The organism is Enterobacter sp. R-1.6.2 (genome assembly GCF_035064085.1).
Lineage (GTDB): Bacteria > Pseudomonadota > Gammaproteobacteria > Enterobacterales > Enterobacteriaceae > Enterobacter > Enterobacter asburiae_B.
Map to the genome: position 1 here is coordinate 66036 of NZ_JASEYI010000002.1, position 25903 is coordinate 91938.

General features: G+C 55.8%; 25 protein-coding genes. 18 read left to right on the plus strand and 7 right to left on the minus strand.

Translation table 11 applies throughout. From position 1 onward, the window contains the following. Positions 1–265: 265 nt before the first annotated feature. Both QMN93_RS02110 and QMN93_RS02115 read left to right on the plus strand, forming a co-directional pair. Complete coding sequence (locus tag QMN93_RS02110; protein ID WP_182410780.1) at positions 266–3040, plus strand: autotransporter outer membrane beta-barrel domain-containing protein; 2775 nt, start codon at positions 266–268, stop codon at positions 3038–3040. A 94-nt stretch (positions 3041–3134) separates the two neighbouring features. After that, positions 3135–3758: a helix-turn-helix domain-containing protein gene (locus QMN93_RS02115; RefSeq protein WP_033144736.1), complete on the plus strand. Its 624-nt coding sequence runs from the start codon at positions 3135–3137 to the stop codon at positions 3756–3758. Position 3759: 1 nt separating this feature from the next. Here the strand turns inward: QMN93_RS02115 and ampH are convergent, their stop codons facing one another. Beyond that, a complete protein-coding gene (gene ampH / locus QMN93_RS02120) occupies positions 3760–4920 on the minus strand; it encodes a D-alanyl-D-alanine-carboxypeptidase/endopeptidase AmpH (protein WP_023310524.1) in 1161 nt (386 codons plus the stop codon). Between the two features lie 204 nt (positions 4921–5124). Here ampH and QMN93_RS02125 point away from each other — a divergent pair, with 204 nt between their 5' ends. The 3 genes from QMN93_RS02125 to QMN93_RS02135 all read left to right on the plus strand — a co-directional run bounded on the left by QMN93_RS02125 (position 5125) and on the right by QMN93_RS02135 (position 8106). Continuing rightward, complete coding sequence (locus QMN93_RS02125; protein ID WP_033144738.1) at positions 5125–5658, plus strand: isochorismatase family protein; 534 nt, start codon at positions 5125–5127, stop codon at positions 5656–5658. 115 nt (positions 5659–5773) lie between these two features. Continuing rightward, positions 5774–6994, plus strand: coding sequence for a peptide antibiotic transporter SbmA (gene sbmA / locus QMN93_RS02130; RefSeq protein WP_033144739.1), 1221 nt, complete (start codon positions 5774–5776; stop codon positions 6992–6994). A gap of 14 nt (positions 6995–7008) precedes the next feature. Continuing rightward, a complete protein-coding gene (locus tag QMN93_RS02135; protein WP_126796918.1) occupies positions 7009–8106 on the plus strand; it encodes a DUF1615 domain-containing protein in 1098 nt (365 codons plus the stop codon). Here QMN93_RS02135 and QMN93_RS02140 read toward each other — a convergent pair. Next, positions 8103–8402 carry a DUF2755 family protein gene (locus QMN93_RS02140; protein ID WP_008503287.1) on the minus strand — a complete coding sequence of 100 codons (300 nt, stop codon included), beginning with the start codon at positions 8400–8402 and terminating at the stop codon, positions 8103–8105. The two genes, QMN93_RS02135 and QMN93_RS02140, sit on opposite strands and share 4 nt — an antisense overlap. Positions 8403–8651: 249 nt before the next feature. On the opposite strand from QMN93_RS02140, the gene QMN93_RS02145 reads away from it, so the two are divergent. Then, positions 8652–8879, plus strand: a complete 228-nt coding sequence (locus QMN93_RS02145; RefSeq protein WP_033144741.1) for a DUF2754 domain-containing protein — start codon at positions 8652–8654, stop codon at positions 8877–8879. On the opposite strand, the gene ddlA is transcribed toward QMN93_RS02145, so the two are convergent. Then, a complete protein-coding gene (gene ddlA, locus QMN93_RS02150; protein WP_029739746.1) occupies positions 8876–9976 on the minus strand; it encodes a D-alanine--D-alanine ligase in 1101 nt (366 codons plus the stop codon). The two genes, QMN93_RS02145 and ddlA, sit on opposite strands and share 4 nt — an antisense overlap. Positions 9977–10079: 103 nt before the next feature. Here ddlA and QMN93_RS02155 point away from each other — a divergent pair, with 103 nt between their 5' ends. The 6 genes from QMN93_RS02155 (at position 10080) to adrA (ending at position 15749) form a co-directional block, all read left to right on the plus strand. Beyond that, positions 10080–10763, plus strand: a complete 684-nt coding sequence (locus QMN93_RS02155; protein ID WP_182383100.1) for an extensin family protein — start codon at positions 10080–10082, stop codon at positions 10761–10763. A gap of 168 nt (positions 10764–10931) precedes the next feature. Continuing rightward, the gene (locus QMN93_RS02160; RefSeq protein ID WP_063620927.1) at positions 10932–12146 is read left to right on the plus strand and encodes a multidrug efflux MFS transporter; all 1215 of its coding nucleotides are present in this window, start codon (positions 10932–10934) and stop codon (positions 12144–12146) included. A 210-nt stretch (positions 12147–12356) separates the two neighbouring features. Continuing rightward, positions 12357–12617 (plus strand): anti-adapter protein IraP, encoded by a 261-nt coding sequence (gene iraP, locus QMN93_RS02165; protein ID WP_069303723.1) that lies wholly within the window; start codon positions 12357–12359, stop codon positions 12615–12617. Positions 12618–12717: 100 nt separating this feature from the next. Further along, complete coding sequence (gene phoA, locus QMN93_RS02170) at positions 12718–14133, plus strand: alkaline phosphatase (protein ID WP_182383101.1); 1416 nt, start codon at positions 12718–12720, stop codon at positions 14131–14133. A gap of 89 nt (positions 14134–14222) precedes the next feature. Further along, positions 14223–14543 carry a phosphate starvation-inducible protein PsiF gene (psiF, locus tag QMN93_RS02175; RefSeq protein ID WP_023334671.1) on the plus strand — a complete coding sequence of 107 codons (321 nt, stop codon included), beginning with the start codon at positions 14223–14225 and terminating at the stop codon, positions 14541–14543. Between the two features lie 102 nt (positions 14544–14645). Continuing rightward, complete coding sequence (adrA, locus tag QMN93_RS02180) at positions 14646–15749, plus strand: diguanylate cyclase AdrA (protein WP_182383102.1); 1104 nt, start codon at positions 14646–14648, stop codon at positions 15747–15749. A 14-nt stretch (positions 15750–15763) separates the two neighbouring features. Here adrA and proC read toward each other — a convergent pair whose 3' ends face one another. Beyond that, positions 15764–16573: a pyrroline-5-carboxylate reductase gene (gene proC, locus QMN93_RS02185; protein ID WP_024906789.1), complete on the minus strand. Its 810-nt coding sequence runs from the start codon at positions 16571–16573 to the stop codon at positions 15764–15766. Positions 16574–16670: 97 nt separating this feature from the next. On the opposite strand from proC, the gene QMN93_RS02190 reads away from it, so the two are divergent. From QMN93_RS02190 to ppnP, 5 genes are all read left to right on the plus strand, one after another. Next, positions 16671–17129, plus strand: coding sequence for a YaiI/YqxD family protein (locus tag QMN93_RS02190; RefSeq protein WP_010428006.1), 459 nt, complete (start codon positions 16671–16673; stop codon positions 17127–17129). Positions 17130–17272: 143 nt separating this feature from the next. Continuing rightward, positions 17273–17797, plus strand: coding sequence for a shikimate kinase AroL (gene aroL / locus QMN93_RS02195; protein WP_029739752.1), 525 nt, complete (start codon positions 17273–17275; stop codon positions 17795–17797). A gap of 44 nt (positions 17798–17841) precedes the next feature. Continuing rightward, complete coding sequence (gene yaiA, locus QMN93_RS02200) at positions 17842–18033, plus strand: protein YaiA (RefSeq protein WP_032638425.1); 192 nt, start codon at positions 17842–17844, stop codon at positions 18031–18033. A 237-nt stretch (positions 18034–18270) separates the two neighbouring features. Next, a complete protein-coding gene (locus QMN93_RS02205) occupies positions 18271–18948 on the plus strand; it encodes an AroM family protein (RefSeq protein ID WP_008503271.1) in 678 nt (225 codons plus the stop codon). Positions 18949–19019: 71 nt separating this feature from the next. Then, entirely contained in the window at positions 19020–19307 is a 288-nt protein-coding gene (ppnP, locus tag QMN93_RS02210; RefSeq protein ID WP_008503270.1) for a pyrimidine/purine nucleoside phosphorylase, read from the plus strand. Between the two features lie 48 nt (positions 19308–19355). On the opposite strand, the gene rdgC is transcribed toward ppnP, so the two are convergent. After that, entirely contained in the window at positions 19356–20270 is a 915-nt protein-coding gene (rdgC, locus tag QMN93_RS02215) for a recombination-associated protein RdgC (protein ID WP_023310540.1), read from the minus strand. A gap of 123 nt (positions 20271–20393) precedes the next feature. Between rdgC and mak the strand changes: the two genes are divergently transcribed. Beyond that, entirely contained in the window at positions 20394–21299 is a 906-nt protein-coding gene (gene mak / locus QMN93_RS02220; protein ID WP_069303724.1) for a fructokinase, read from the plus strand. 156 nt (positions 21300–21455) lie between these two features. Here mak and sbcC read toward each other — a convergent pair whose 3' ends face one another. Continuing rightward, positions 21456–24587: an exonuclease subunit SbcC gene (gene sbcC, locus QMN93_RS02225; protein WP_193138869.1), complete on the minus strand. Its 3132-nt coding sequence runs from the start codon at positions 24585–24587 to the stop codon at positions 21456–21458. Beyond that, complete coding sequence (sbcD, locus tag QMN93_RS02230; RefSeq protein WP_182383104.1) at positions 24584–25789, minus strand: exonuclease subunit SbcD; 1206 nt, start codon at positions 25787–25789, stop codon at positions 24584–24586. The genes sbcC and sbcD overlap by 4 nt, the downstream gene beginning before the upstream one ends. Positions 25790–25903: the final 114 nt, after the last annotated feature.

Below are 25903 nucleotides of genomic sequence, written 5' to 3' on the forward strand. Positions count from 1 at the left end.
TAGAAAACATCATTGAAAATGATTCATTATATATTTTTATATGTGTCTTATTGTTGTGTCTGTATTTTAATGCTTTGTTTTTATAATATTTATCTGTAGTGACAGATGCTTTCTCGGTTTTGATGTGTTATTAGTCTGGATACGGACTTAATGGAAACATTCATTGAACCTTTTCGAAATGAAAATGCATAATTCCCTCCGCAATTAAACATTGCAAAATCATTGATGGACAAACTTGCTTACGTCCCTGAGGAGGGATGACCCAATGCAAACATGGAAAAAGAAACTCGTTGTATCTCAACTTGCATTAGCCTGCACCCTGGCTATCGCTTCTCAGGCAAATGCGAAGGATATTTCCGGTACGACATATAATACATTCGGATACGATAATACCGCTTCCACCCCTTGGTATTATGGCTATGCCGACTGGGATTACTCAGGCGCTACCCATGACGGTGATATTTATCCGGTGATTAATAAAAGCACCGTGAATGGTGTTATTTCAACATACTATCTGGATGATGGCATCAATGGTCGGGCGAATGCGTTAAGCATTTCCAACAATACCATTAATGGCATGATTACCTCTAAGTGTATGACCCCCTCGTGTGCTGACGGCGTGGATACCGATGGCACCAACCATTCTCAATACGATCGTTTTAGCCTGACCGTAGATAATTCCACCATTAACGATACCTATGAGCATTATGCGTATGATGTCGTGAATGGGGAAAATACGGAAAGACACTATCTGGATACGTATAATCTGGGTAATGCGATCACCCTGGATGTGGAGTCCGATATTGTTATCCAGAACAATTCCCACATTGCCGGTATTACCCTGACGCAGGGTTATCAGGAGCCGGATAATACCCCTTACGACGGTGTGGAAGGCGTAGCCAACAGCAGCAAAGTATTTACCGACACGCTGGTGGTGAAAGACTCCGTACTGACCTCAGGCGCGTACCGCGATCTGGGGACCAGCGGGTTCTACGGTCAAACCGCGAAGCCGAGCGACTACGGTGAAACGAATGCCACGGCAGCAGATGATGCGGCGCTGATCGTTGCCGCTAGCGCGTCTGATAACGCGATGCAGACCACTGCCACGTTCGATCATTCCACCGTTACTGGTGATATTCTGTTCTCCAGCACCTTCGACAACAACTTCTATCCGAACGGCGATCCGGCAACGGATACGAGTGCAGACGGTGTCTATAACCCAACCACCAACGGCTGGGATGGCACCGATAAGCTGGATGTCACCCTGACCAACGGCAGCAAATGGGTCGGTGCAGCACAGTCCAGCGTCGAGGCTATCGGCCCAGCGCAGATGTATGGCCTGGGCTACAGCAACGTAGACTGGAGTAGCTTATCCCCTAACAGCATTTGGCCGGATTCCATTTATGACAGCAACGGACACGTTACGGGTGAAGCGGTATATCAGAGCGGGCTGTTTAACATCGCGCTGGATAACGGCTCTGAGTGGGATACCCGCAAGCTTTCAAACATCGACACGCTGACGGTAAACAACCAGTCTCAGGTTAACGTTGAAGACTCTGATCTGCTGGCGGACTCCATCACCCTGACCAATGCTTCATCAATGAATATTGGAGACAGCGGTGCTGTGGCGACCGACCATCTGTATCTGGACAGCTATAGCCGTGCGGCACTGACGGAAGAAACGTCCCAACTGTATGCCAACACCATCACCGTGGATAACGGTGCTGAGCTGGCGCTGGGGCTGGGTCAGGTTGATACGCATAATATGGAACTGACCGATGGCGGGGTGCTGAACGTTGCCAGTCGTGATTACGTCCTGAACAGCGATCTGAACAACGCACGCTATATCACTAACGATAAGTACAATGCCGATTACGACTATGGTGTTGTGGCGATTAACTCAGATGGCCATCTGTCAGTTAACGGTGATGTTGCAGGTAACTACCAGGTGCGCATCGACGATGCGACCGGTGCCGGTTCCGTTGCCGATTACAAAAACAAAGAGATTATTCGCGTCTATGACAATAACGCGGATACCACAGCCAGCTTTACTGCCGCAAACAAAGCCGATTTAGGTGCTTACACCTATCAGGCGCAGCAGCAGGGTGACGCCGTTGTCCTTCAGCAGAAAGAGCTGACCGACTCTGCCAACATGGCGCTGAGCATCCCATCTGCCAATACCAATATCTGGAATCTGCAGCAGGATACCGTCGGCACGCGTCTGACCAACAGCCGTCACGGCCTGACGGATAACGGCGGGGCGTGGGTGAGCTACTTCGGTGGCAACTTCGACGGTGACAATAGCGTTATCAGCTACGATCAGGACGTGAGTGGTATTATGGTGGGTCTGGACACCCAGATTGACGGTAATAACGCGAAGTGGATCGTCGGTGGTGCGGCAGGTTTCGCGAAGGGTGATATCAGCGATCGTACCGGTCAGGTCGATCAGGATAGCCAGACAGCGATGATCTATGCGTCAGCGAAGTTCATGAACGATCTGTTCCTCGACAGCTCCCTGAGCTACACCCGCTTCAACAGCGATCTCTCTGCCAACATGAGCAACGGTAAGTATGTTGACGGCAATACCACGAATGATGCTGTTGGTTTTGGGCTGAAGCTGGGCTATGACTGGAAACCAAACCTCTCTGGCTACGTTACGCCATATGCAGCCGTATCTGGCCTGTTCCAGTCTGGCGATGATTATCGTCTGAGCAATGACATGCGCGTAGATGGACAATCATACGATAGCCTGCGTTATGAACTCGGTGTTGATACGGGTTACACCTTCAACTACGGCGGCGAACAGGCTCTGACGCCTTACTTCAAACTGGCCTACGTCTATGACGATGCCGATAACAATGCCGATATTAACGGTGACAGCATTGATAACGGCGTGAAAGGCTCCGCTGTGCGGGTAGGGCTGGGCACCCAGTTTAGCTTCACGAAGAACTTCAGTGCGTACACCGATGCCACTTATCTGGGCGGCGGCGACGTTGATCAGAACTGGGGCGCAAATCTGGGCGTGAAATATACCTGGTAATGAATAAAAGCGGGGGAGTGGTTATCTCCCCCGCTTTTTATAGAAGCAATAAAAATAATATTGGACCGACAAATACGGATGACTTGAGGTCTGCATGAACGTTAATGCGAAACCGCTTTCTGAATTACGCCGGCTCGAACAGTATTTAACAGCGGCCAGTACCCCTTTTACATGTGCGCCCCAGCAATTAATTACGTCAGGCGAATGGAATGAGCCTTGTACGATCGTATTACAAACCGGCGTTATTGAGGTTTATCGAACTTCTGATGAATTGCTGGTGGGGATTGCGACTGCCCCTTTTATATTCGGGCTGTCTACGGTGGTGATTAATCACTCTCACGAATACAGGGTGATTGCTAAAACGGCCTGTACCGGTTTTTATTTGCCCACGGAAACCACCCGTCAACTCATCCAGCAGTATTCACTCTGGAAAGAGGCCTTCTGCTGGTTATCCTGGATAACTTACATTCTTGAGAAACGCGATAAGCAGCTGGTGGGAAATAATTCCTATCACCAGATCCGCTCGATGCTGCTGAATATGGCGGAATGGGATGAAACGCTGCGTTCAAAAATCGGTGTGATGAATCATATTCAACAGAGCACACGAATTTCACGTTCCGTTGTTGCCGAGGTGCTTGCCGCCCTGAGGCAGGGAAACTATATCAACATGAGCCGGGGCAAGCTGGTCAGCATCAACCGCTTGCCCACGGAATATTAGATTAGTTAGACGCGGTGAGAACCTGGGCTTTATTGGCGCTCAGTTCAGCCACTAAGTTATTAATCCCGTCACTCATATTGACGAAACGCGTATGCGGGGAGCGGGTGACCACCACAAATGCGCCCACGTTTGACTGCGGGATCATGGCCATATAGGTGATGAATCCACCGCCGCCGCCTGTTTTCTGAATAATACCCGGACGGCCATTTTTCGGTGCCATATAGACCCAGCCCATACCGAGCGCGTCGGCTTTACCCGGCACGTCCATCCCGATGACGCGTTGCAGCTGAGTGCGCTGATAAATCAGGGTCTGCATGCGATCGGCCTGGCTGCTGCGTGCGTAGAAATCTGAGGAAAGGAACTGTTGCATCCAGCGCATCATGTCGCCAGGCGTGGAATAGACCCCGCCGCTGCCCACGGCCGCCAGCGTATTATTACAGGGGCTAGCGCCTTTCTCCGCCACCATCAGGCGACGGCACTGATCCGGAGATGGGGTAAAGGTGGTGTCTTTCATACCCAGCGGACGGGTTATCTGCTCTTCAAACAGCTGCGTGTAGGGTTTGCCAGCCGCCGTTGAAAGGGCGTCCGCCAGCAGGTCAAAGGCCAGGTTTGAATAAGAGGCCTGCGAACCCGGCGCCGCCTTCAGCGTGGCGGTACTCAGGTAGCTCCAGCGCTGGTCGCGCGTTGGCCAGACAAATACGTCACGGTGCGCCGCCCCGCCTGGCTGCTCACGCGGCAGGGCGCTGGTGTGGGTGGCAAGGTTCACAAGCCGAATCGGCGTACCCTGATAGGTTGGAACCCGGGCGCCTGGAGGTGCGTATTTGCTGAGCGGGTCGTCGAGTTTTACCACGCCCTGATCGAGCAATTTCACCAGCATTTCGCTGGTCATCAGCTTGGTTAAGGACGCGATGCGAATAACGGAATCCAGCTGCGGGTGAACGTTATTTCCTGGGCGCGTCTCGCCAAAGCTGCGGAATACACGCTGGTTGCCGTCGATGACGACCATCGCCATCCCGGTCGCGCCGCTGCCGTAATAGATAAGGTTCGCGTAGCGATCGGCAATATCTGAAGCTAAAACGGGCGCCGTCAGCGGTTGGGCTGCCTGGGCGGTAGAAAAGCTCACCGCACACAGCGCGGCAAAAGAGAGCAGACAACGTTTCAACGAAAAGCATCCATGAAGTGAATGAAGAAAGTAATGGGTATTTATACTACTAATCGGTACCGCGCAATGCCCCGAATTGCATAACGATAGCGAGAAAAACGTAACCATGGGTAAATATGAACAATTTACTTACGAGCCATCTCCCATTTTGTGACATCGGGCTTATGATAGGCACCAGTGTCACTCAATCTTACGGAGAACGGTATGTCTGAGAAGCGTGTGGTTATGGTTGTCGATATGCAGAACGGGGTATTTGAAACCCCTCGTCATCAGCGCGAAAAATGTGTCTCTCTGATCAACCAGCTTACGCAGGCAGCCGACAAGGTCATTTTTATTCAGCATACCGAGGCAGGGGGCCTGGAAGAGGGAAGTGAAGGGTTTGCGCTACTGCCTGAACTCCATCAGCCAGCTGACGCGCTATATGTGACCAAAACCGCCTGTGATGCCTTCTATAACACCGTGCTTGAGGCGCTGCTGCGTGAGCAGGGCATTCGCGAGTTTGTCATCTGCGGCTGCGCCACCGATTACTGCGTCGATGCGACGATCAAGAACGGCGTCAGCCGGGGTTATCATATCACCGTGGCGGAAGATGCCCATACTACCGCCAATCGCCCGGCGGCAGATGCGCGGATCCTGATTAACCACCACAACGACGTCTGGCGTAACTTCATCGCGCCGGCGAATCCTCTCGCGGTGAAACGCACCGAAACAATTCTCGAAAACTGGAAAGCGAACTAATAATCAACCCTCGGGTCTGACCTTTTTGCCTGAGTCGGGAGGCTGGCTCGGGCAGGTTTTTCGTGTGGTAACGTGTTGTGCACAGCAACAGCCATAACAACAAGAAGGAAGCATTATGTTTAAGTCTTTTTTCCCAAAGCCGGGGCCTTTTTTCCTGTCGGCATTTATTTGGGCACTCATCGCTGTCATTTTCTGGCAGGCGGGCGGCGGCGCATGGCTGACGCGCATCACGGGAGCAACGGGCGAGGTGCCGATTAGCGCGGCGCGCTTCTGGTCGCTCAGCTATCTGCTGTTTTACGCCTACTACACGGTGTGCGTAGGGCTGTTTGCCCTGTTCTGGTTTATGTATTCTCCGCACCGCTGGCAGTACTGGTCTATCCTCGGCACATCGCTAATTATCTTTGTCACCTGGTTCCTCGTGGAGGTGGGCGTGGCGGTTAACGCCTGGTATGCGCCGTTCTACGATTTGATCCAGACCGCGCTGAGCTCGCCGCATAAGGTGACCATCAACCAGTTCTACCATGAAGTCGGCGTCTTCCTCGGTATCGCCCTTATTGCGGTGATCATCGGCGTGATGAACAACTTCTTCGTCAGCCACTACGTTTTCCGCTGGCGTACCGCGATGAACGAACATTACATGGCGCACTGGCAGCACCTGCGCCATATCGAAGGTGCCGCACAGCGTGTGCAGGAAGACACCATGCGTTTTGCCTCCACCCTTGAAGACATGGGCGTCAGCTTTATCAACGCCATCATGACGCTAATCGCCTTCCTGCCGGTGCTGGTGACGCTCTCGGCGCACGTGCCGGATCTGCCGATTGTCGGCCATATTCCTTATGGTCTGGTGATTGCCGCGATCGTCTGGTCGCTGATGGGCACGGGCCTGCTGGCGGTGGTGGGGATCAAACTGCCGGGCCTGGAGTTTAAAAATCAACGCGTGGAAGCCGCTTACCGTAAAGAACTGGTTTACGGCGAAGATGACGCCAACCGCGCCTCGCCGCCAACCGTCCGCGAGCTGTTTGGCGCCGTGCGTCGTAACTACTTCCGACTCTACTTCCACTATATGTATTTCAACATTGCCCGTATTTTGTATCTGCAGGTGGATAACGTTTTCGGTTTGTTCCTGCTGTTCCCGTCGATTGTTGCGGGTACGATTACGCTCGGTCTGATGACGCAGATCACCAACGTTTTCGGTCAGGTTCGCGGGTCGTTCCAGTACCTGATCAGCTCCTGGACCACCCTGGTAGAACTGATGTCCATCTACAAACGTTTGCGCAGTTTTGAACGTGAGCTGGACGATCGTGACCTGCAGGAAGTCACCAACACATTTAGCTAATACAGGAAGTTGCTATGTCTTTTGCCGTACCGCGCGCGTTACCGTTGTCCTTGCTGGCCGCTCTTGTGCTGGCAGGCTGTGCCGAAAAAGGGGCCGCTCCGCTCAAAAAGGGGGAGAAGCCCGTCGATGTGGCGAGCGTTGTGCGGCAGAAAATGCCCGCCAGCGTGAAGGATCGCAACGCGTGGGCAGATGCGCTGGCAAAAACCTTTGAAAGCCAAAAGATTGCTCCGACCGAGGAGAATATCTGCTCGGTGCTGGCGGTGGCGCAGCAGGAGTCGATGTACCAGTCAGACCCGGTGGTGCCGGGTCTGAACAAAATTGCCTGGAAAGAGATCGACCGTCGAGCGGAGTCCATGCATATCCCGGTTTTCCTCGTGCATACCGCGCTTAAAATCACCTCGCCGAACGGCAAAAGCTACAGCGAACGGCTGGACGCGGTGAAAACCGAAAAACAGCTCAGCGCCATCTTTGATGATTTTATCAGTATGGTCCCGATGGGGCAGAAGCTGTTTGGCTCGCTGAACCCGGTACACACCGGTGGCCCGATGCAGGTGAGCATTGCGTTCGCGGAGAAGCATACCGACGGCTACCCGTGGAAAATCGACGGTACGGTACGTCAGGAGGTCTTCTCCCTGCGCGGTGGGCTGTGGTTTGGCACGTATCATCTGCTGAACTATCCGGCGAACTACAATGAGCCGCTGTACCGCTTTGCCGACTTTAACGCGGGCTGGTATGCCAGCCGTAATGCGGCATTCCAGAGTGCGGTCAGCCGCGCAAGCGGCGTTAAGCTGGCGCTGGACGGCGATCTCATCGCTTACGGCAGCAGCGAGGCGGGAAGCACCGAGCTGGCAGTACGGAAATTATCCACCACGCTTGGCTTGAGCAATAGCGACATTCGTCATCAGCTTGAGAAAGGCGATAGCCTGGCCTTTGAGAAAACGGATCTGTATAACAAGGTGTTTGCGCTTGCAGAGAAGAAGAGTGGGAAAGCGTTACCGAGGGCGATCCTGCCGGGGATCCAGCTGGAAAGCCCGAAGATCACGCGTAACCTGACCACCGCATGGTTTGCAAAACGCGTGGACGATCGTCGGGCGCGCTGTATGGGGCTTTAACGGCGACGGCGAAAGCGCAACACTAACGCCACAACGCCCAGAATCATACATCCCGCGAGGAAGGGGATCAGGCCGAACAGGGTGCTGACGCCAAACCCAATCTCAACTCGCGGGCGTCCGTTATCCTGCACCTGCATCAGGTGTTCATAAACGCCAGGGGCATGGACCAGCATATTGAGCAGCTGGGAACCGGCCCAGAAGCAGAACAGGACAAACAGGGCATAAGCGATATTACCCGCCGTGGAGGTTTTTGGTTTGCCGCCAAAAATCGGTTTCGACAATGTAAAGTCAGCCATGTTGACCTCCCGTGGTATCACTCTGTTTTAATACGCGTCTTACGGGGTGAGTTTGACAGGTCATCGCATTTGTCAATATCAGAATCGTGGTAATTTACGCGCCGGAATCCTCCTGGATTGTCGATTTCTGCAGCACATCACAATTTCATCACTTAAGTGAAATTGCGTCGCGTTTCAGAATTTCCGTATCTGCCACAGACCTGGCCGTAAAACTGTGAGAGGATGTCTTTTTTTCCTGCCGGAGTTGTTATGAAGCTCACGTCCAAACTACGCCGTGACTGGCACTACTACGCCTTTGCTATCGGGCTGATCTTTATTCTTAATGGTGTCGTGGGCCTGTTGGGGTTTGAAGCAAAAGGATGGCAAACCTATGCCGTCGGGCTGGTGACCTGGGTGATAAGTTTCTGGCTGGCGGGGCTGATTATCCGCCGTCGTCCTGAAGAGACGACAGCGGATGAGGCGAAGCGCGCCGATTAACCGTTTACGGAACTTTTAAGCGCGCTGTCGGCGGCGTGACGCTCCAGCGCCAGTTCGATCAGGCGGGTGATCAGTTCCGGGTAGCTCAGGCCGCTGGCCTGCCACAGTTTCGGATACATGCTGATGTTTGTGAACCCCGGCAGCGTGTTGATTTCATTGATCACCACTTCGTTTTCCGGCGTCAGGAACACATCCACGCGCGCCATGCCGCAGCAGCCGAGCGTCTGATAAGCGCGAATGGCGATCGCCCGGATCTTATCGTTAATCGCCGGATCGATATCCGCAGGAACGACAACCTGCGCGCCTTTGTCATCAATGTATTTGGTGTCGTACGAGTAGAAGTCGCTGTTTAAGACCACTTCGCCGCAGGTGCTCGCCTGTGGAAAATCGTTGCCCAGCACGGCGCACTCAATTTCACGGCCTTTGATGCCCTGCTCAACCACCACTTTATGGTCGAACTCAAACGCCAGACGGACGGCCTGCGTGAACTCTGCTTCGCTGGTGACTTTGCTGACGCCCACGGAGGAGCCCTGGTTTGCCGGCTTCACAAACAGCGGCAGACCCAGCTCTCCGCTAATTTGCGCGAAGCTGTGCTTGTCGCGGTTGGCGCGGGTGAGGGTCACGAATGGCGCAATATTCAGCCCGGCATCGCGCAGCAGGCGTTTGGTGACGTCTTTGTCCATGCACGCGGCAGAGCCGAGGACGTCCGAGCCGACGAACGGCAGGTTGGCCATGCGCAGCATGCCCTGCAGGGAACCATCTTCGCCCAGGGTGCCGTGAACGATAGGGAAGACAACGTCGATCTGGGCGAGAGCCTGTGCGTTGCCGGCGTCGATGAGCTGTCCCTTCACGACGCCGGGTACGGTGGCGACGCTCACTTCCGAAGGATTAAGGGCGATATGCGCCGGATCGTGAGCATTCAGCAGATACTGGCTGGCATCGTTAACGTGCCATTGGCCCTGTTTATCAATGCCCAGCAGCACGACGTCGAAACGGCTTTTATCGATCGCATCGACGATATTTTTGGCCGATTGCAATGACACTTCGTGCTCCGCTGATTTTCCCCCAAAGACAATACCTACGCGCTGCTTAGCCATCTCACTCTCTTCCAGTCTGACGAAAAGCCAATAACATACCACGATGCCCGGCGGGTTTCGCGGCCTTCTGCCATAATGTTTTGGGGAATGTTGAGGGGGGAGAGTGAAAGGAAAAACGCTGCTGACCGTATTCATCATTGTGGCCGTTGCAACGGTGGGTTACCGCTGGTTGCCGCCTTACTACAACCCTTTCATGCCGCTGACGCTTGACGACCCGCCGGGCCGTATCACCCAGTATAAGCTCCGGCGCTTAACTCCCGAGGCGTGCGCGACGCTGCTTTCGCAGGCTAACCAAAGAGATCTTATCCGCACCCAGCCGGTGGCCGACAGCGGCGGCGCGTGTCCGCTTAACAACGTCGTGCGCGTGCGTGATTTCGGCCCGGTCGGCCTGAACAGCAGCTTTCTTGCCAGCTGTCCGCTGGCGCTCAGCTCTGCGCTGTTTATCAGCCAGCAGGCCCGGCCGCTGACAAAACGCTATACGGGCAGCGACCTGGCGCGTATCGATCATCTCGGCAGCTTTGCCTGCCGCAACATTTACCACCGCCCTGAAGCGCGACGCAGTGAGCATGCCACGGCGGAGGCGCTGGATATCGCCGCCTTTCGGCTGGCGAACGGGGAGCGCGTCACGGTACTGAACGGCTGGAAGGCGGCAACAACGCAGCCATGGCTGAAGGCCATGCTGGCGGCAAGCTGCGGCTACTACGGAAACGGCCTGGGGCCGGAGTATAACGCGGCGCATGCCAACCATTTTCATCTGGGAATGCGCGGTTTCGGACTCTGCCGGTGAAGCATAATATTCCGCCAGAAAATGGATGAATTGTGACTTATTTCACAAATATGATGACTGGGAAGATAAAACACCAAAGTCAGTCTGGCCGCATCTCTGGTGCGACGTCAAAACGCGTAACTTGCTAATCTGTAGGCGAATTCGCCTAAAAATGAAGACTATTTCTTTATGGAATCCTGGAAAGTTAATCTCATCTCGGTCTGGTTCGGCTGCTTCTTTACCGGGCTGGCCATTAGCCAGATCCTGCCGTTCCTGCCGCTGTACGTCTCGCAGCTGGGGGTGACCTCGCATGAAGCGCTCTCCATGTGGTCCGGCCTGACGTTCAGCGTCACGTTTCTGGTCTCCGCCATTGTGTCACCGATGTGGGGCAGCCTGGCGGATCGGAAAGGCCGAAAACTGATGCTGCTGCGCGCCTCGCTCGGGATGGCGATTGCCATTCTGCTCCAGGCCTTCGCCACCAACGTCTGGCAGCTGTTTTTCCTGCGTGCGGTGATGGGGCTGACGTCAGGGTACATTCCGAATGCCATGGCGCTGGTCGCCTCTCAGGTGCCGCGCGAGCGTAGCGGCTGGGCGCTGAGTACGCTCTCCACGGCACAGATCAGCGGCGTCATCGGCGGTCCGCTGCTGGGCGGTTTTCTGGCGGACCACGTCGGGCTGCGCGCGGTATTTATCATCACCGCGATCCTGCTGGTGGTCAGTTTTCTGGTCACGCTCTTTCTTATCAAAGAGGGAGGCCGCCCGGTTATCAGTAAATCTGAACGCCTGAGCGGCAAGGCCGTCTTCGCCTCGCTGCCCTATCCGGGACTGATGATCAGCCTGTTTGTGACCACTATGGTTATCCAGCTCTGTAACGGTTCGGTCGGTCCGATTCTGGCGCTGTTTATCAAGTCGATGGAGCCGGATAGCACAAATATCGCTTTTCTGAGCGGCATGATTGCCGCCGTGCCGGGCGTATCCGCCCTGATTTCCGCGCCGCGTCTGGGAAAACTGGGTGACAGGATCGGCACGGCGCGCATCCTGATGGCGACGCTGATCTTTGCGGTCGTGCTCTTCTTCGCGATGTCGTTTGTCACCTCTCCGCTTCAGCTTGGCGTATTGCGATTTCTGCTCGGGTTTGCTGATGGTGCAATGTTGCCTGCGGTACAGACCCTGCTGGTTAAATATTCCAGCGATCAGGTGACGGGGCGTATTTTTGGATATAACCAGTCATTTATGTATCTGGGGAATGTTGCCGGTCCGCTTATTGGCGCATCCGTTTCCGCGATGGCCGGTTTTCGTTGGGTATTCGCCGCCACGGCGATTGTCGTTTTAATCAATATTATCCAGCTGGCTATTGCGCTGCGTCGCCGCAGACAAATGGCGGAAGCGAAATCGGCGAGATAATCGTTTCGTTGATGTATTATATATTCTTATGGTAGCCGCATTTTTATATAACAAAATGCGGCGCTTCTTTATAGAAAAACGTTTCGCTCACCGCGGCGGTCCTTTATTTCCATTCCTGCATCACTTTTGCATGCCATAATAAATTTCTTCTCTTTGCATTATGGATTCAGAATGCTAACTTCAGACAAAACTGAAAAAGGAACTGGCACGATGAAAAATCTCATTGCTGAATTGCTGGTCAAGCTGGCACAAAAGGAAGAGGAGTCAAAAGAGCTGGTTGCTCAGGTCGAAGCGCTGGAAATTGTGGTCACCGCGCTGCTGCGACAAATGGCGAAAACCGAACAACAGGCGTTGATTGAGAGCGTGGAAGGCGCGCTGGACAGCGTCAGGCCTGAATCGCAGGTTCCGGTTGAGGATGCCGAGATGCTCCACCAGTACGTAAAGAAGCTGTTAAGGCATCCGCGCAGCTAAACCGTCACAGGACGTAACGACGTGTCATAGAATTGTCATGCAGGATGCCTATAGTCGCTCTGTTTTTATTTTTTATGTATTTGTACATGGAGAAAATAAATTGAAACAGAGCGCACTTTTCATCGCATTACTTCCCCTGTTAATTACCCCTGCCGTTTATGCCGATACTGCCCAAACCAGCGTGCTGGATAATCGCGCGGCAAAAGGGGATATCACCCAGCCTGGCGGCGCACGCCGTTTATCAGAAGATCAAACTGCCGCTATTCGCGCTTCGCTGAATGATAAGCCAGCGAAAAATATTATTCTGCTTATTGGCGATGGAATGGGGGATTCCGAAATCACGGCGGCGCGAAATTATGCCGAGGGTGCGGGCGGCTTTTTTAAAGGCATCGACGCATTACCGCTGACCGGACAATATACCCATTACGCGCTGGATAAAAAAACCGGTAAACCGGATTACGTCACGGACTCCGCGGCCTCTGCTACGGCGTGGTCCACCGGCGTGAAAACCTATAATGGCGCGCTGGGTGTGGATATTCACGAAAAAGATCACCAAACCCTTCTGGAGATGGCAAAAGCGGCGGGCCTGGCGACCGGCAACGTCTCCACCGCTGAACTTCAGGATGCAACGCCCGCGGCGCTGGTGGCGCACGTGACCTCGCGTAAATGCTACGGTCCGTCAGTGACCAGCGAAAAATGCCCGACGAACGCGCTGGAAAAAGGCGGCAAAGGCTCGATTACGGAACAGCTGCTGAACGCGCGTCCTGACGTGACCCTGGGCGGCGGCGCGAAAACCTTCGCAGAAACCGCAACGGCGGGCGAGTGGCAGGGCAAAACGCTGCGCGAGCAGGCGCAGGCCCGCGGCTATCAGCTGGTGAGTGACGCAAATTCTCTGGCAGCCATCACCGAGGCGAACCAGGACAAGCCGCTGCTGGGGCTATTCTCTGACGGCAACATGCCCGTGCGCTGGGAAGGACCAAAAGCCTCTTATCACGGCAATATCGATAAACCTGTCGTAACCTGTACGCCTAACCCGAAACGCACGGACAGCGTACCGACGCTGGCGGCGATGACCGATAAAGCCATCTCTCTGCTGAGCAAGAGCGAAAAAGGGTTCTTCCTGCAGGTTGAGGGCGCGTCGATTGATAAGCAGGATCATGCGGCGAATCCGTGCGGCCAGATTGGCGAAACCGTCGATCTGGACGAAGCGGTGCAGAAGGCGCTTGAGTTCGCGAAAAAAGACGGCAACACCCTGGTGATCGTCACCGCGGACCATGCCCATGCCAGCCAGATCATTCCGGCAGATACTAAAGCCCCGGGCCTGACGCAGGCGCTGAATACCAAAGATGGCGCCGTTATGGTGTTGAGCTACGGCAACTCTGAGGAAGAGTCCATGGAGCACACCGGCACCCAGCTGCGCATTGCGGCCTACGGTCCGCACGCGGCAAATGTGGTAGGCCTGACCGATCAAACGGATCTGTTCTACACCATGAAGGCGGCGCTGGGTCTTAAATGATAAAATCCCGGCGGAAATCACATCTGTCGGCTGGTTTTTTTCCTGTCACGAACCAGACTTACAGGGAATGTTCACAAAAGGATGGTGCAATGAAAACAACATTACTGGTTACTCTGCTCTCCGGCCTGTTCCTGGTCGCATCGGCGAACGCGGAAGAGAAAACGCTAACGCCGCAACAACAGCGTATGACCACCTGTAATCAACAGGCGACGTCGCAGAGTCTGAAGGGAGATGCTCGCAAAACCTACATGAGCGACTGCCTTAAAAATGGCGCCGCGAAGCCGGCTGAAAAAAGCCTGACGCCGCAGCAGCAAAAAATGCGCGAGTGTAATGCGAAAGCGACCGAGCAGTCCCTGAAGGGGGACGACCGCAGCAAGTTCATGAGCGCGTGCCTGAAGAAAAAAGTGTAGTTCAAACGGGTGAGCGGCTCCGGCGGCTCACCCGAAATTTCATACTTTCCCCGCAGACCCCCTCTCTATAATTTGGGAAAATGTTTCAGAATATTCCCAAAAATGATGAATGATGAAACGTATTACAACAAAAAGCGCATTCGGGAAGAGTGGAATCTAACCCTTTCTCAGGATGACCCTCACCGCGCCGGCATTCAGTTTGCCCGGCGAGTTCGGCTGGCGCGCGCCGTCGGGCTGGCGGCGATGTTTTTCCCCGTTGCGGGGATGCTGGTCACCCATTTTTTACCCGGTGGCTGGTGGCTTTTACTGGTGGGATGGTCGTTCGTCTGGCCCCATTTTGCCTGGCAGCTGTCCTGCCGCGCCGCTTCACCCCATCAGCAGGAAATTTTCAATCTTAAAATCGATGCCATTATTGCCGGGCTTTGGATCGGCGTAATGGGGATGAGTGCGTTACCCACCGCAGCGCTGGTAATGATGGTGGGGATGAATATGATGGGTTCCGGCGGCTGTCGTCTGTTTATCCCGGGGATCGCGTTGACGCTGCTCTCCGCGCTGGTGACCCTGCCACTCGTCGGGAAAGTGGCCGTCTTCAACCCCGACCTCGTGGAGTGGGGCTTAACGTTACCCGTACTCGTGCTGTATCCCATGCTGTTTGCCTGGCTCAGCCACCGAACCGCCGTCAGGCTTGCGGAACATAAGCAGCGGCTGGAAATGATGAGCACCCGCGACGGGATGACCGGGGTCTTTAACCGTCGGCACTGGGAAATGCTGCTGCGAAATGAATTTGAGCATTGTCGGCGCGACCACAGCACCGCCACGATATTGCTGATTGATATCGACCACTTTAAAAACATCAACGACACCTGGGGGCACGACGTGGGCGACGAGGCGATCATTGCTATTACGCGTCAGCTCCAGCGGTCGGTACGGTCAGGCGATGCGATCGGTCGGTTTGGCGGGGATGAGTTTGCGGTGATTATGTCGCAGACCGCGGCGGAAAGCGCCATCGCCGTGATGTCGCGACTGCATGAGCGGCTGGAAAAACTGACGTTACCGTGCGCGCCAAAAGAAGCGCTGCGCATCAGCGTAGGCGTTGCCCCCTGGGGGCCGCAGTTTGGACATTATCGGGAGTGGCTAAAGGCGGCAGACGTGGCGCTGTACAGGGCGAAAAATGCCGGGCGCGGCCGCACCGAAGTGGCCGCCTGACGCCCGGTCAGAAATCAGGATTTACTCAGCTTCTCTGATTTTTCCATGCATTTTGCCATCGCTTCAATGACGGCCGAGCGGAATCCGCGCTCTTCCAGCACCCGCACCGCTTCGATAGTGGTACCGCCCGGGGAGCAGACCATATCTTTCAGTTCACCCGGGTGTTTGCCGGTTTCCAGCACCATTTTGGCGGAGCCCATGACGGCCTGCGCGGCGAACTTATACGCCTGCGCGCGCGGCATTCCGCCAAGCACGGCGGCGTCGGCCATCGCTTCTAAAAACATGAACACATAGGCAGGGGCTGAGCCACTCACGCCGACCACCGGATGGATCATCGATTCGGCAATCACTTCTGCCTCACCGAAGCAGCGGAAAATATTCAGCACATCGGCCACTTCTTCTGTGGTCACCAGCGCGTTAGGCGTGACGGAGGTCATGCCGGCATTGACCAGCGAGGGGGTGTTGGGCATGGCGCGGACGATTTTACGATCGTGACCCAGCGCGCGCGCCAGCTGATCGAGCGTGACGCCTGCGGCAATCGATACGACCAGCGTCTCTTTATTCAGGCTGGAGGTGATATCGCTCAGCACTTTGATCATGATGTTTGGCTTGACGGCGCCAAAGACGATATCGGCGACCTGGGCGACTTCCTGCGCGCTTTCGGCGGCGTTGATCCCGTATTGATCGCGCAGTGCGGCGACTTTGTCCGGTGATGGGGTATAGACCCAAATCTGACCCGGCAGCACCTGCCCGCTGGCGATCAGACCGCCCAGGATGGCTTTGCCCATGTTACCGCAGCCGATAAACCCGATTTTCTTGTCCATCACGATTCTCCGTCATTATGCGTTGTTTTCTCTGATTGATAGCTTAACAACGAAATGCAGGCGACAATAGTCGGCAGACTCATTATGGGGAGACAATATGGCGATTTGGGTTGATGCGGACGCGTGTCCGAACGTGATTAAAGAGATTTTATTTCGCGCCGCCGAGCGCGTTCAAATGCCGCTGACGCTGGTGGCGAACCAGAATATTCGCGTACCGCCTTCGCGGTTCATCCGCTCCTTGCGCGTGCCGGCCGGGTTCGACGTGGCGGATAACGAAATTGTTCGCCTGTGCAGCGCGGAGGATCTGGTGATCACGGCGGATATTCCGCTGGCTGCCGAAGTGCTGGAGAAAGGGGCGGCGGCGCTCAATCCGCGCGGGGAGCGTTACTCGCCTTCGACCATTCGCGAGAAGCTCACCATGCGCGATTTTATGGATACGATGCGGGCCAGCGGCGTGCAGACCGGTGGACCGGACAGCCTGTCCCAGCGCGATCGCCAGCAGTTCGCTGCCGAGCTGGATAAATGGCTGCTGGAAGTGAAGCGCCGCACAGCGTAATGATAATTATTGTCAATTTGTGGTACAGTGTGGCCTCCACAGGGTTGTCATCCCGTACCGCTTTGCAGTAAAGTAATCGCAACATCTTCTGCAATTATTTCTTTACACTCTTCAGCCATTCGGCATCAAGGGGAACACCTGGCATGACCCAACCCATCTTTTTAGTTGGCCCCCGCGGCTGTGGGAAAACCACCGTTGGCCTGGAGCTGGCACGCGTGTGTCATCGCCAGTTTGTTGATACCGACCACTGGCTGCAAACCGAGGCCGGAAAAACCATCGCCGAGATTGTTGAGCAAGAGGGATGGGAGAGCTTTCGCGCGCGCGAAACCGCCGCGCTGAAAGCGGTCACGACCCCGTCAGCCGTGATCGCGACCGGCGGAGGCATCGTTCTGGCGGAGTGCAATCGACACTTTATGCGCGAAAAGGGGATTGTGATTTATCTCAGCGCGCCGGTGTCGGCTCTGGTAGGGCGTCTGGAAGCTTTTCCGGAAGAGGGGCAACGCCCCGCGCTGACCTCCAGGCCGCTCAGCGAAGAGGTGAGCGAAGTGCTGGCCGAACGCGATGCGCTATACCGCGAAGCGGCTCACCACGTGGTGGATGCGTCAGCCTCTCCCGAAGACGTTGTGATTCAGATTATTACCGCCCTGCGTTTGGCTTGTGCCAGCTAACCGGCGTCTATACTTATAGCTCAGACATAAAAAAAGGATGAGCTATGCCAACCAGACCTCCCTATCCGCGTGAAGCACGTATTGTTACCGTTGAAAAAGGCCAGACGGGTCATACCGTGACCTGGTATCAACTGCGTGCCGATCACCCCAAGCCGGACTCGCTGATCAGTGAACACGAGACTGAACAGGAAGCGCTGGACGCGAAACGGCGCTATGAAGATCCCGATAAAACCTGACCCTTTTCCTAAACGTTCCAGTATCGTGCCTGAATCACACTTTTTACTCATCGGGAAAGTTAAGCAGGAGTTAATATTTAGTTATTACAAGTAACTCCGGTATCGGCAGGCGATCTTTACATTTCGATGTCGGGATCACCTGCTACGCTTGGTGCTGTTTTGTTGAAAAAATGAACTGTGCAGCGTAGTGAGCCTGTACCTGTGTGCACGATGTTGGAGTAATGGAAGGCGATCAAGATGAAGGCAACGTTGGCGATCCTCACCATTGGTGTGGTCCCTGTAAGCGAAGTGTTACCGCTCTTAACCGAGCATGTATCTGAACAACAGATAACGCATCTTAGCCTGCTGGGGAAGATGAGTCGGGAAGAGGTCATGGAAGACTACGCTGTCGAGGCGGGGGAGGATCCCCTGGCGACGTTATTAAGCGACGGTAAACTGGCGCACGTTTCGCGTCAGAAAATCGAGCGCTCGCTGCAGGGCGTAATAGAAGTGCTCGATAATCAAGGTTATGACGTTATTTTGCTGATGAGTACCGCGCCCATTAAGGGCCTCACGGCGCGTAATGCGATTTTGCTTGAGCCGATGCGGATCATTCCACCGCTGGTGGCCTCCATCGTGGATGGTCATCAGGTGGGGGTGATTGTGCCCATTGAGGAGCTCATGGATAACCAGGAAGCAAAATGGCACGTGCTGGAAAAAGTGCCCTTGTATGCGCTGGCAAATCCGTTCTGGGACAGTGAGGCAAAACTTATTGCTGCCGGGAAGGAACTGCTTGAGAGAGGAGCAGATGTCTTGATTCTGGACTGCCTCGGTTTCCATCAGCACCATCGTGATCTGCTGCAAAAAGCGCTGGATGTGCCCGTGCTGTTATCCAACGTTCTGATGGCTCGCCTGGCCTCGGAACTGCTCATGTAATGATTTTGCGTGACAGGTGATGAGCATGGCCCCTATAGTGAATTTTTATCTATAAATATAAGGGCCAGTTCATGCTTCAAAGTAACGAATACTTTTCCGGTAAAGTGAAATCCATTGGTTTTACCAGCAGCAGCACTGGCCGCGCCAGTGTCGGCGTTATGGCGGAAGGGGAATACACCTTTGGCACGGCGGAAGCTGAAGAAATGACGGTCGTCAGCGGTGCGCTGAACGTCTTACTGCCGGGTGAAACGGAATGGAAAGTTTACGCTGCCGGGCAAGTTTTCAACGTCCCTGGCCACAGCGAGTTCCATTTGCAGGTCGCTGAACCTACCTCTTATCTGTGCCGCTACCTGAAATAAAAAATAAGCCGGGTGGCGCTAACGCTTACCCGGCCTGCGTTTTGCCTGTTATCTTTGCGCTTCGCCGCCGAGACCTTCCACCAGATTCTGAATCAACGCGGCCAGCTCGCCGGTCATCAGGATGAAGTCCGCGTCAAAGCGCTGGGCATAATCTTCCCTGTCGATATCTTCGTTCTGATCGCGCAGCTCGTCGCAGAACTTCAGACGCTTCACGGAGCCGTCGTCGCACATCACGAACTGAATGCGCTGCTGCCAGTCGAGCGCCAGTTTAGTGACCACTTTACCCGCTTCGATGTGGACGGCGATCTCGTCGCTCACCAGATCCTGCTTCTTCGCGCGGATCACGCCGCCATCTTCCAGCAGGGCTTTCAGCTCGGCTTCATCAAGGATCTGGAAACCCTGAGCCGCAGCGCCGCTGCGTACCCATTCGGTCAGCGTCAGCTCGATCGGCGTTTCCAGCGCCAGCGGAACGACTGGTAAAGATCCGATGCTTTTACGCAGCAGGGCCAGCGTATCTTCTGCTTTCTTGGCGCTGGCGCAGTCCACCATGATCAGCCCGTTGACGGTGTCGATCCACATCATGGTCTGGCTGAAGCGGCTGAAGGCGCGCGGCAGCAGGGAGTGCAGCACTTCGTCTTTCAGCGAATCTTTCTCGGTCTTTTTCAGCTTGCGGCCCTGTTCGGCTTCCAGCTTGAAAATTTTCGCTTCGAGCGCCTGCTTAACCACCGGCGTCGGCAGGATTTTCTCTTCTTTACGGGCGCAGACGATGATTTGACCCGTGCTGCTGGCGTGGGTCAGTGCATCGCTTTGTGAACCCATTGGCGGAACCCAGCCGGTTTTCGCCATATCCTGGCTACCGCAAGGGGAAAAGGTATAAGCGGCTAACTGTTTTTCCATCTCTTCTGCACGCAGCGAAACGTCGCGGCTGAGACGGTAAACCATCAAATTTTTGAACCACAGCATGATAATTTCCACGGCCTTGTCGTTAAATCAGCGGGCATGATAACGAATTGTCGCATCGCTTGCATTGCTAATCGGGAAGCGTGCTTCTACTCTGTTGATAATCAAAATAATGAGGAGAGTCTTGTGCGTATTGGGATCGATTTGGGCGGCACCAAAACAGAAGTCATCGCACTGAGCGAGCAGGGGGAGCAGCTGTTCCGCCACCGTCTGCCGACGCCGCGCGATGATTATCACCAGACTATCGAGACGATTGCCAGCCTGGTTGAGATGGCAGAGCAGGCGACAGGCCAAACCGGCAGCGTCGGTATGGGGATCCCGGGGTCGATCTCCCCGTATACCGGGGTGGTTAAAAATGCCAACTCCACCTGGCTCAACGGTCAGCCGTTAGATAAAGATTTGAGCCAACGTCTGAACCGGGAAGTGCGTCTGGCCAACGACGCTAACTGTCTGGCGGTCTCTGAGGCCATCGACGGCGCGGCGGCCGGTGCCCAGACCGTGTTTGCCGTGATCGTCGGTACCGGCTGCGGTGCGGGCGTGGCGTTCGGCGGGCGCGCCCATATCGGCGGTAACGGTACCGCGGGCGAGTGGGGACACAACCCGCTGCCGTGGATGGATGAAGACGAGCTTAAATACCGCGCTGAGGTGCCGTGCTACTGCGGAAAGCAGGGCTGTATTGAGACGTTTATCTCCGGCACCGGTTTTGCGACCGACTACCACCGCTTAAGCGGCCAGCCGCTAAAGGGCAACGAAATCATGCGTCTGGTCGAAGAACAGGATCCGGTCGCCGAGCTGGCCCTTAGCCGCTACGAAATGCGGCTGGCGAAATCCCTGGCGCACGTGGTGAATATTCTCGATCCGGACGTGATTGTGCTCGGCGGCGGCATGAGCAACGTCGACCGGCTGTACGCCACGGTACCGAATCTGGTGAAACAGTGGGTGTTTGGCGGCGAGTGTGAAACCCCGATCCGCAAAGCTGTCCACGGTGACTCCAGCGGCGTGCGCGGCGCGGCGTGGCTGTGGCCGGAATAAAAGCAAATAATGTTTATTCCCTCTCCCTGTGGGAGAGGGCCTGGGTGGGGCAAGGTAAAAGCAAAACAGCAACGCAAGTTGCTGTTTTTGGTGTTTTTACCCTCTCCCTGTGGGAGAGGGCTAGGGTGAGGGCATCAGACCGCACCGACCTACCATTCAGCCCACCGCAAATTCCTTATCCAGCCTGCTATAACCCAGCCCGTTAATTTTCTTCACCTTGATCTGCACCGGAATGCGCTCTTTCATCGCCTCAACGTGGCTGATCACGCCGATGGTTTTCCCGGTGGCGTTCAGCGCGTCGAGCGCATCCAGCGCGGTATCCAGCGTTTCACTGTCGAGCGTGCCGAACCCTTCATCCAGGAACAGGGAATCGATCCGCGTCTTATGGCTCACCAGATCGGAAAGAGCCAGCGCCAGCGCCAGGCTGACCAGGAAGCTCTCGCCGCCCGAGAGCGTTCGGGTATCGCGAACCGCATCCGCCTGCCAGGTATCGACCACTTCCAGCTCCAGCGCGTCGCTGGCCTTGCGCTGCAGCAGATAACGCCCGTGCAGACGGTTAAGCTGCTGGTTAGCAAGCCAGACGAGATTATCCAGCGTCAGCCCCTGCGCGAATTTACGGAACTTGTCGCCGGTGCTGGAGCCGATCAGCGCGTTCAGATAACCCCAGTCGTCCGCCTGGCGCGCGGCCTCTTCAATTTGCTGCATCAACGCCAGCTGGTGCTGACGGTTATCGCTGTCCTGCTTAAGCTGCTGGCGGATCTCGCCCTGATGCGTGGTGTTCTCGCGAAGCCTTTCCGCCAGCTGCTGCAGCTGGCTTTGCAGCGCAGGAGCATCTGCGTTGAGCCCTTCCGGCCGCAGCGCCAGATGAGCCTGCAGCTGCTGGTTAGCCTGGCCGGAAAGGGCCGCGGCCTGCTGTATCTGGCTTTCCAGCGACTGCTTCAGCTGTTCGAGGCGACGAATAGCGTCGTCATCCAGCAGCGCGGCAAGGAACGCGTCCCGATCGGCAAAGCAGCTCGCTGCGAGCGCCGCGGTGAACTGCGTCTGCGACTGCTGCAGGCGCTCTTGCTCCAGCTTTTCCTGCTGCTGCTGCGCGCTGAGCTGGCTTTGTAGCGACACGCATTCATCGTGAACGTCGCGCCAGCCGTCAGGAATGGCCGGTTCGGCCTCTTCGCCGTTCGTTTCCGGAAGCGTGTCGAGCAGCGGCTTCAGCGCGTTTATGCGTTCCAGAAGCACGCCGTGCTGCGTTTGTTTCTCCTGCCACTGCGCGAATTCCGCTTCGCGGGCGTGCAGCCAGGCGGCTTCATTGCCGTCTTCAGGTACGTTAAGCGATAGCGAGAGCAGGGTGTTTTCCAGCGCCTGGCGCGCGGCCGTCAGCTGCTGCTGATACTGTCGCTCCAGCACTTCCTGCTCGTTTAGCTGGTTTTGCAGGGTCAGACGCTGGCTCAACTGATAAAGCTGGCGCTCGTACTGTTCCTGCTCGTTCATCCATGGCGTGATATCTTCCTGAATATTCAACGCGATGTTCAGGGAAGCGCAGTCCTCCATCCACTCTTTAGTGAGCGCTTGCTCTTCCTGAGAGAGAGTCTGCGCTTCGTCTGACTCGCGCTGGATCTGCTGCGTCAGGGCATTAACCTGTCCCAGCACCAGCAGCCCTTCCTCTTTAAGTGCGGCGACCTCTTTTTCCAGGAGATCGCGGCGGCGCTGGTTATCCGTCAGCTCAAGCGACTGGTATTGCGCAACGGCGGGATGCTCGCTGGAGCCGCACAGCGGACAGGGTTTGCCTGCCTCAAGCCGGGAACGATAGCTTTCCAGGTCTTTAATCGTCGCTTCGCGTTCGCAGAGGGCTTTAAGATCCAGAAAGTGCTGGTGTTTCTCTTTGTACTGCTGGCGACGCAGCGTCAGCGTTTCATTGAGTTTGTTTTGATCGGCCTGGGCCTTCTGCACGCTTTCACCGCTCTGGCGCAGGCGCTTTTGCAGCGGCTGATAGCGGGCATGCAGCGACGTCAGCCGCTGGCGCAGCGTGCGTGACCGGGACTGCTGCTCCATGGCCGCGCTGACCTCATCCGCCGTCAGCGTCAGCGCATTTTCCGGCATCTCAGCCAGCCTGTTGCGTAATTCACCCATCCGCGCAGCAAGCGAGGCTAACTGCGTTTTGTCGCGGTTAAGCTGTGAGAACTGGGCACGCCAGCCGGCAATCTCCTGCCCCAGCAGGCGATAGCGCTCGTGCTCCGCCAGCCACTGCGCCAGCGCCTTCAGTTCGGTCTGAAGCTGCTCATGATTACGCTGGGCGGTATGACGGATCCGCGCGCGCAGTGCGGTTTTGGCTTGTAAGCGAGTATTTACTTCAACAATTCGCTGCTGGGTTTGCGTCAGGCGCGCGGTTTGCTCCTGCTGGTGCGCCCAAAGCGGTCGAAGCTGGGCGGCGGGCAGGGCAAGCTGGAGCTTTGCCAGCTCTGGCGCAGCGTTCGTCAGCGCCTGTTGCGCCTGCTGCTGCATTGCGGTGACGCGCTGTTGCTCAAGCACGAGCTCATCATGGCGCGTAAGCCACTGAAAATCTTTCTGTTGGCTTTGCTGCTGAACCAGCAGGATTTTCTCTTCGTCAGTAAGCGCCTGCAAACTTTGCTGCAACTGCTGCTGTTGCTCTTCGCTCAACAGCACGACGCCCGCCGCCTGCGCCTCGCACTTTTCAAGCACGCTGCGGGCGGCTTTATGTTTTTCAAACACCATGGCGGAAATCTGTCCGTAGATCTCGGTGCCGGTCAGCTCTTCCAGCAGCTCGGCGCGATCGCTCGGCCTGGCATTAAGGAAGGCGGCAAACTGCCCCTGTGAGAGCAGCATCGAGCGGGTGAAGCGGCCATAGTCCAGCCCGGTGAGCGCGGCGGTTTGCTCCAGTTTATCCGTCACTTTGTCGGCCAGGATTTTGCCATCTTCGCAGCGCGCCAGCTCCACGCGCGGCGCCTGCAGGTTTCCGTCCGGCTGGTTGCGCGCGCGGTTCTGGCTCCAGAATGCGCGATAGGCGGTGCCTTTTACCTCGAACTCCACTTCCGCCAGGCACTCGGCGGTGTCGCGCGTCATCAGGTCGTTTTGCGCCTGAGAGACCTTCTGCAGGCGCGGCGTTTCGTGATAAAGCGCCAGGCAGATGGCGTCGAGCAGGGTGGTTTTACCTGCCCCGGTCGCGCCGGTAATGGCAAACAGCCCGTTGCTGGCAAACGGCTCCGCGGTAAAGTCAATTTTCCACTCGCCCTTGAGGGAGTTGAGATTTTTCAGGCGCAGGCTCAAAATTTTCATGCGTTTTCTTCCTCATCATTGAGCGCATGCAGGGTATGGCTGAACAGTTCGCTGAGTCTTGCGCGCTTCGCGTCGTCAATTTCCTCCTGCGAGAGCCTGCGTTCAAACACCTCTTCAACCCGCAGTTCACTGAGCGTTTCGCGTTGAGCGCTTAACAGAATTTTCTCGCGCTGCTCGCGGCTGCGGCGTACCAGTAAGACCTCGACGGGTAAATCTTCCGTCAGCGCCTGAATTTTACGCTGCATATCGTGCAGGTAGTCGTCGGTGGTGATTTCGATATCCAGCCAGACGGGCGGGTTAAGCGCTGTTCCGCGCCACTGCTCAAGCTGGGCGGTAATGGCGGCAAGATCGCCCTTCAGCACCGCCAGCGGCTGGGTGACCGGGACCTCCAGCGTCTCGACGGCGTGAAGTTTTCCGTCGGAAAAGCTCACCAGGTGGACGGATTTGGCCTTGCCCGTTTCGTCAAAGCTGAGCGAAATTGGCGAGCCGCAGTAGCGGATGTGCTCGCTGCCGCCGACGATCTGCGCCCGGTGAATATGTCCGAGCGCAATGTAGTCGGCTGGCGGGAAGTTCTGCGCCGGAAAGGCATCCAGCGTGCCGATATAGATGTCGCGTACGGCGTCACTTTTACTGGCCCCGACGGTGGTGAGATGCCCGGTCGCAATCACCGGAATCGGCTGGTCGCCGCGCAGGGCGCAGGCATCGGCGTGCTGCTGGTGATAATAGTCGGTGATGGCCTGCAGGAGATGCTGCTGTTTTTCCGCGCCCGACAGCCCCGCCTGACTTTGCACGATGTCCCGCGGACGCAAAAAGGGAATGGGGCACAGCACCGCCCCCGGCGTGCCGTCGTGTTTTTTCAGGATCTGCGGGGCGTGCCCGGCGCTGGCGACGACGGTGGTATTGAGAAATGCCAGGATGTCGCGGGATTCATTGAGCGTCGCGACGGAATCATGGTTGCCGGCGACAATCACCAGATGACAGCCGGTTTGCTGCAAATTCACCACGAAGCGGTTGTACAGTTCACGCGCATAGCTGGGGGGCGAGCCGGTATCAAAGATGTCACCCGCCACAATAATCGCGTCCACCTCGTGCGTCCGGGCCGTTTCCAGCAACCAGTTCAGGAAAGCTTCATGTTCAGCCGCACGGCTTTTGCTGTAAAAATTTTGACCCAGATGCCAGTCCGAGGTGTGAAGTATGCGCATAGCTGATCCGTGGCAAAAAAGAGAAAGCAGGATTATAAACGTTCAGAGACGGGAAAATAACCGCTGTAATAAAACAACGGTTTGCCCGTTATCGTGGTACTGTTTTTCATAAAT

Coding starts and splice junctions, on each gene's coding strand:
- ppnP (WP_008503270.1), top strand. CDS start 19,020: ATGCTTCAAAGTAACGAATACTTTTCCGGTAAAGTGAAATCCATTGGT.
- QMN93_RS02145 (WP_033144741.1), top strand. CDS start 8,652: ATGAAGCTCACGTCCAAACTACGCCGTGACTGGCACTACTACGCCTTT.
- QMN93_RS02110 (WP_182410780.1), top strand. CDS start 266: ATGCAAACATGGAAAAAGAAACTCGTTGTATCTCAACTTGCATTAGCC.
- yaiA (WP_032638425.1), top strand. CDS start 17,842: ATGCCAACCAGACCTCCCTATCCGCGTGAAGCACGTATTGTTACCGTT.
- QMN93_RS02160 (WP_063620927.1), top strand. CDS start 10,932: ATGGAATCCTGGAAAGTTAATCTCATCTCGGTCTGGTTCGGCTGCTTC.
- proC (WP_024906789.1), bottom strand. CDS start 16,573: ATGGACAAGAAAATCGGGTTTATCGGCTGCGGTAACATGGGCAAAGCC.
- iraP (WP_069303723.1), top strand. CDS start 12,357: ATGAAAAATCTCATTGCTGAATTGCTGGTCAAGCTGGCACAAAAGGAA.
- rdgC (WP_023310540.1), bottom strand. CDS start 20,270: ATGCTGTGGTTCAAAAATTTGATGGTTTACCGTCTCAGCCGCGACGTT.
- QMN93_RS02190 (WP_010428006.1), top strand. CDS start 16,671: ATGGCGATTTGGGTTGATGCGGACGCGTGTCCGAACGTGATTAAAGAG.
- QMN93_RS02140 (WP_008503287.1), bottom strand. CDS start 8,402: ATGGCTGACTTTACATTGTCGAAACCGATTTTTGGCGGCAAACCAAAA.
- QMN93_RS02125 (WP_033144738.1), top strand. CDS start 5,125: ATGTCTGAGAAGCGTGTGGTTATGGTTGTCGATATGCAGAACGGGGTA.
- ddlA (WP_029739746.1), bottom strand. CDS start 9,976: ATGGCTAAGCAGCGCGTAGGTATTGTCTTTGGGGGAAAATCAGCGGAG.
- QMN93_RS02135 (WP_126796918.1), top strand. CDS start 7,009: ATGTCTTTTGCCGTACCGCGCGCGTTACCGTTGTCCTTGCTGGCCGCT.
- sbmA (WP_033144739.1), top strand. CDS start 5,774: ATGTTTAAGTCTTTTTTCCCAAAGCCGGGGCCTTTTTTCCTGTCGGCA.
- QMN93_RS02115 (WP_033144736.1), top strand. CDS start 3,135: ATGAACGTTAATGCGAAACCGCTTTCTGAATTACGCCGGCTCGAACAG.
- aroL (WP_029739752.1), top strand. CDS start 17,273: ATGACCCAACCCATCTTTTTAGTTGGCCCCCGCGGCTGTGGGAAAACC.
- sbcD (WP_182383104.1), bottom strand. CDS start 25,789: ATGCGCATACTTCACACCTCGGACTGGCATCTGGGTCAAAATTTTTAC.
- QMN93_RS02205 (WP_008503271.1), top strand. CDS start 18,271: ATGAAGGCAACGTTGGCGATCCTCACCATTGGTGTGGTCCCTGTAAGC.
- adrA (WP_182383102.1), top strand. CDS start 14,646: ATGATGAATGATGAAACGTATTACAACAAAAAGCGCATTCGGGAAGAG.
- sbcC (WP_193138869.1), bottom strand. CDS start 24,587: ATGAAAATTTTGAGCCTGCGCCTGAAAAATCTCAACTCCCTCAAGGGC.
- psiF (WP_023334671.1), top strand. CDS start 14,223: ATGAAAACAACATTACTGGTTACTCTGCTCTCCGGCCTGTTCCTGGTC.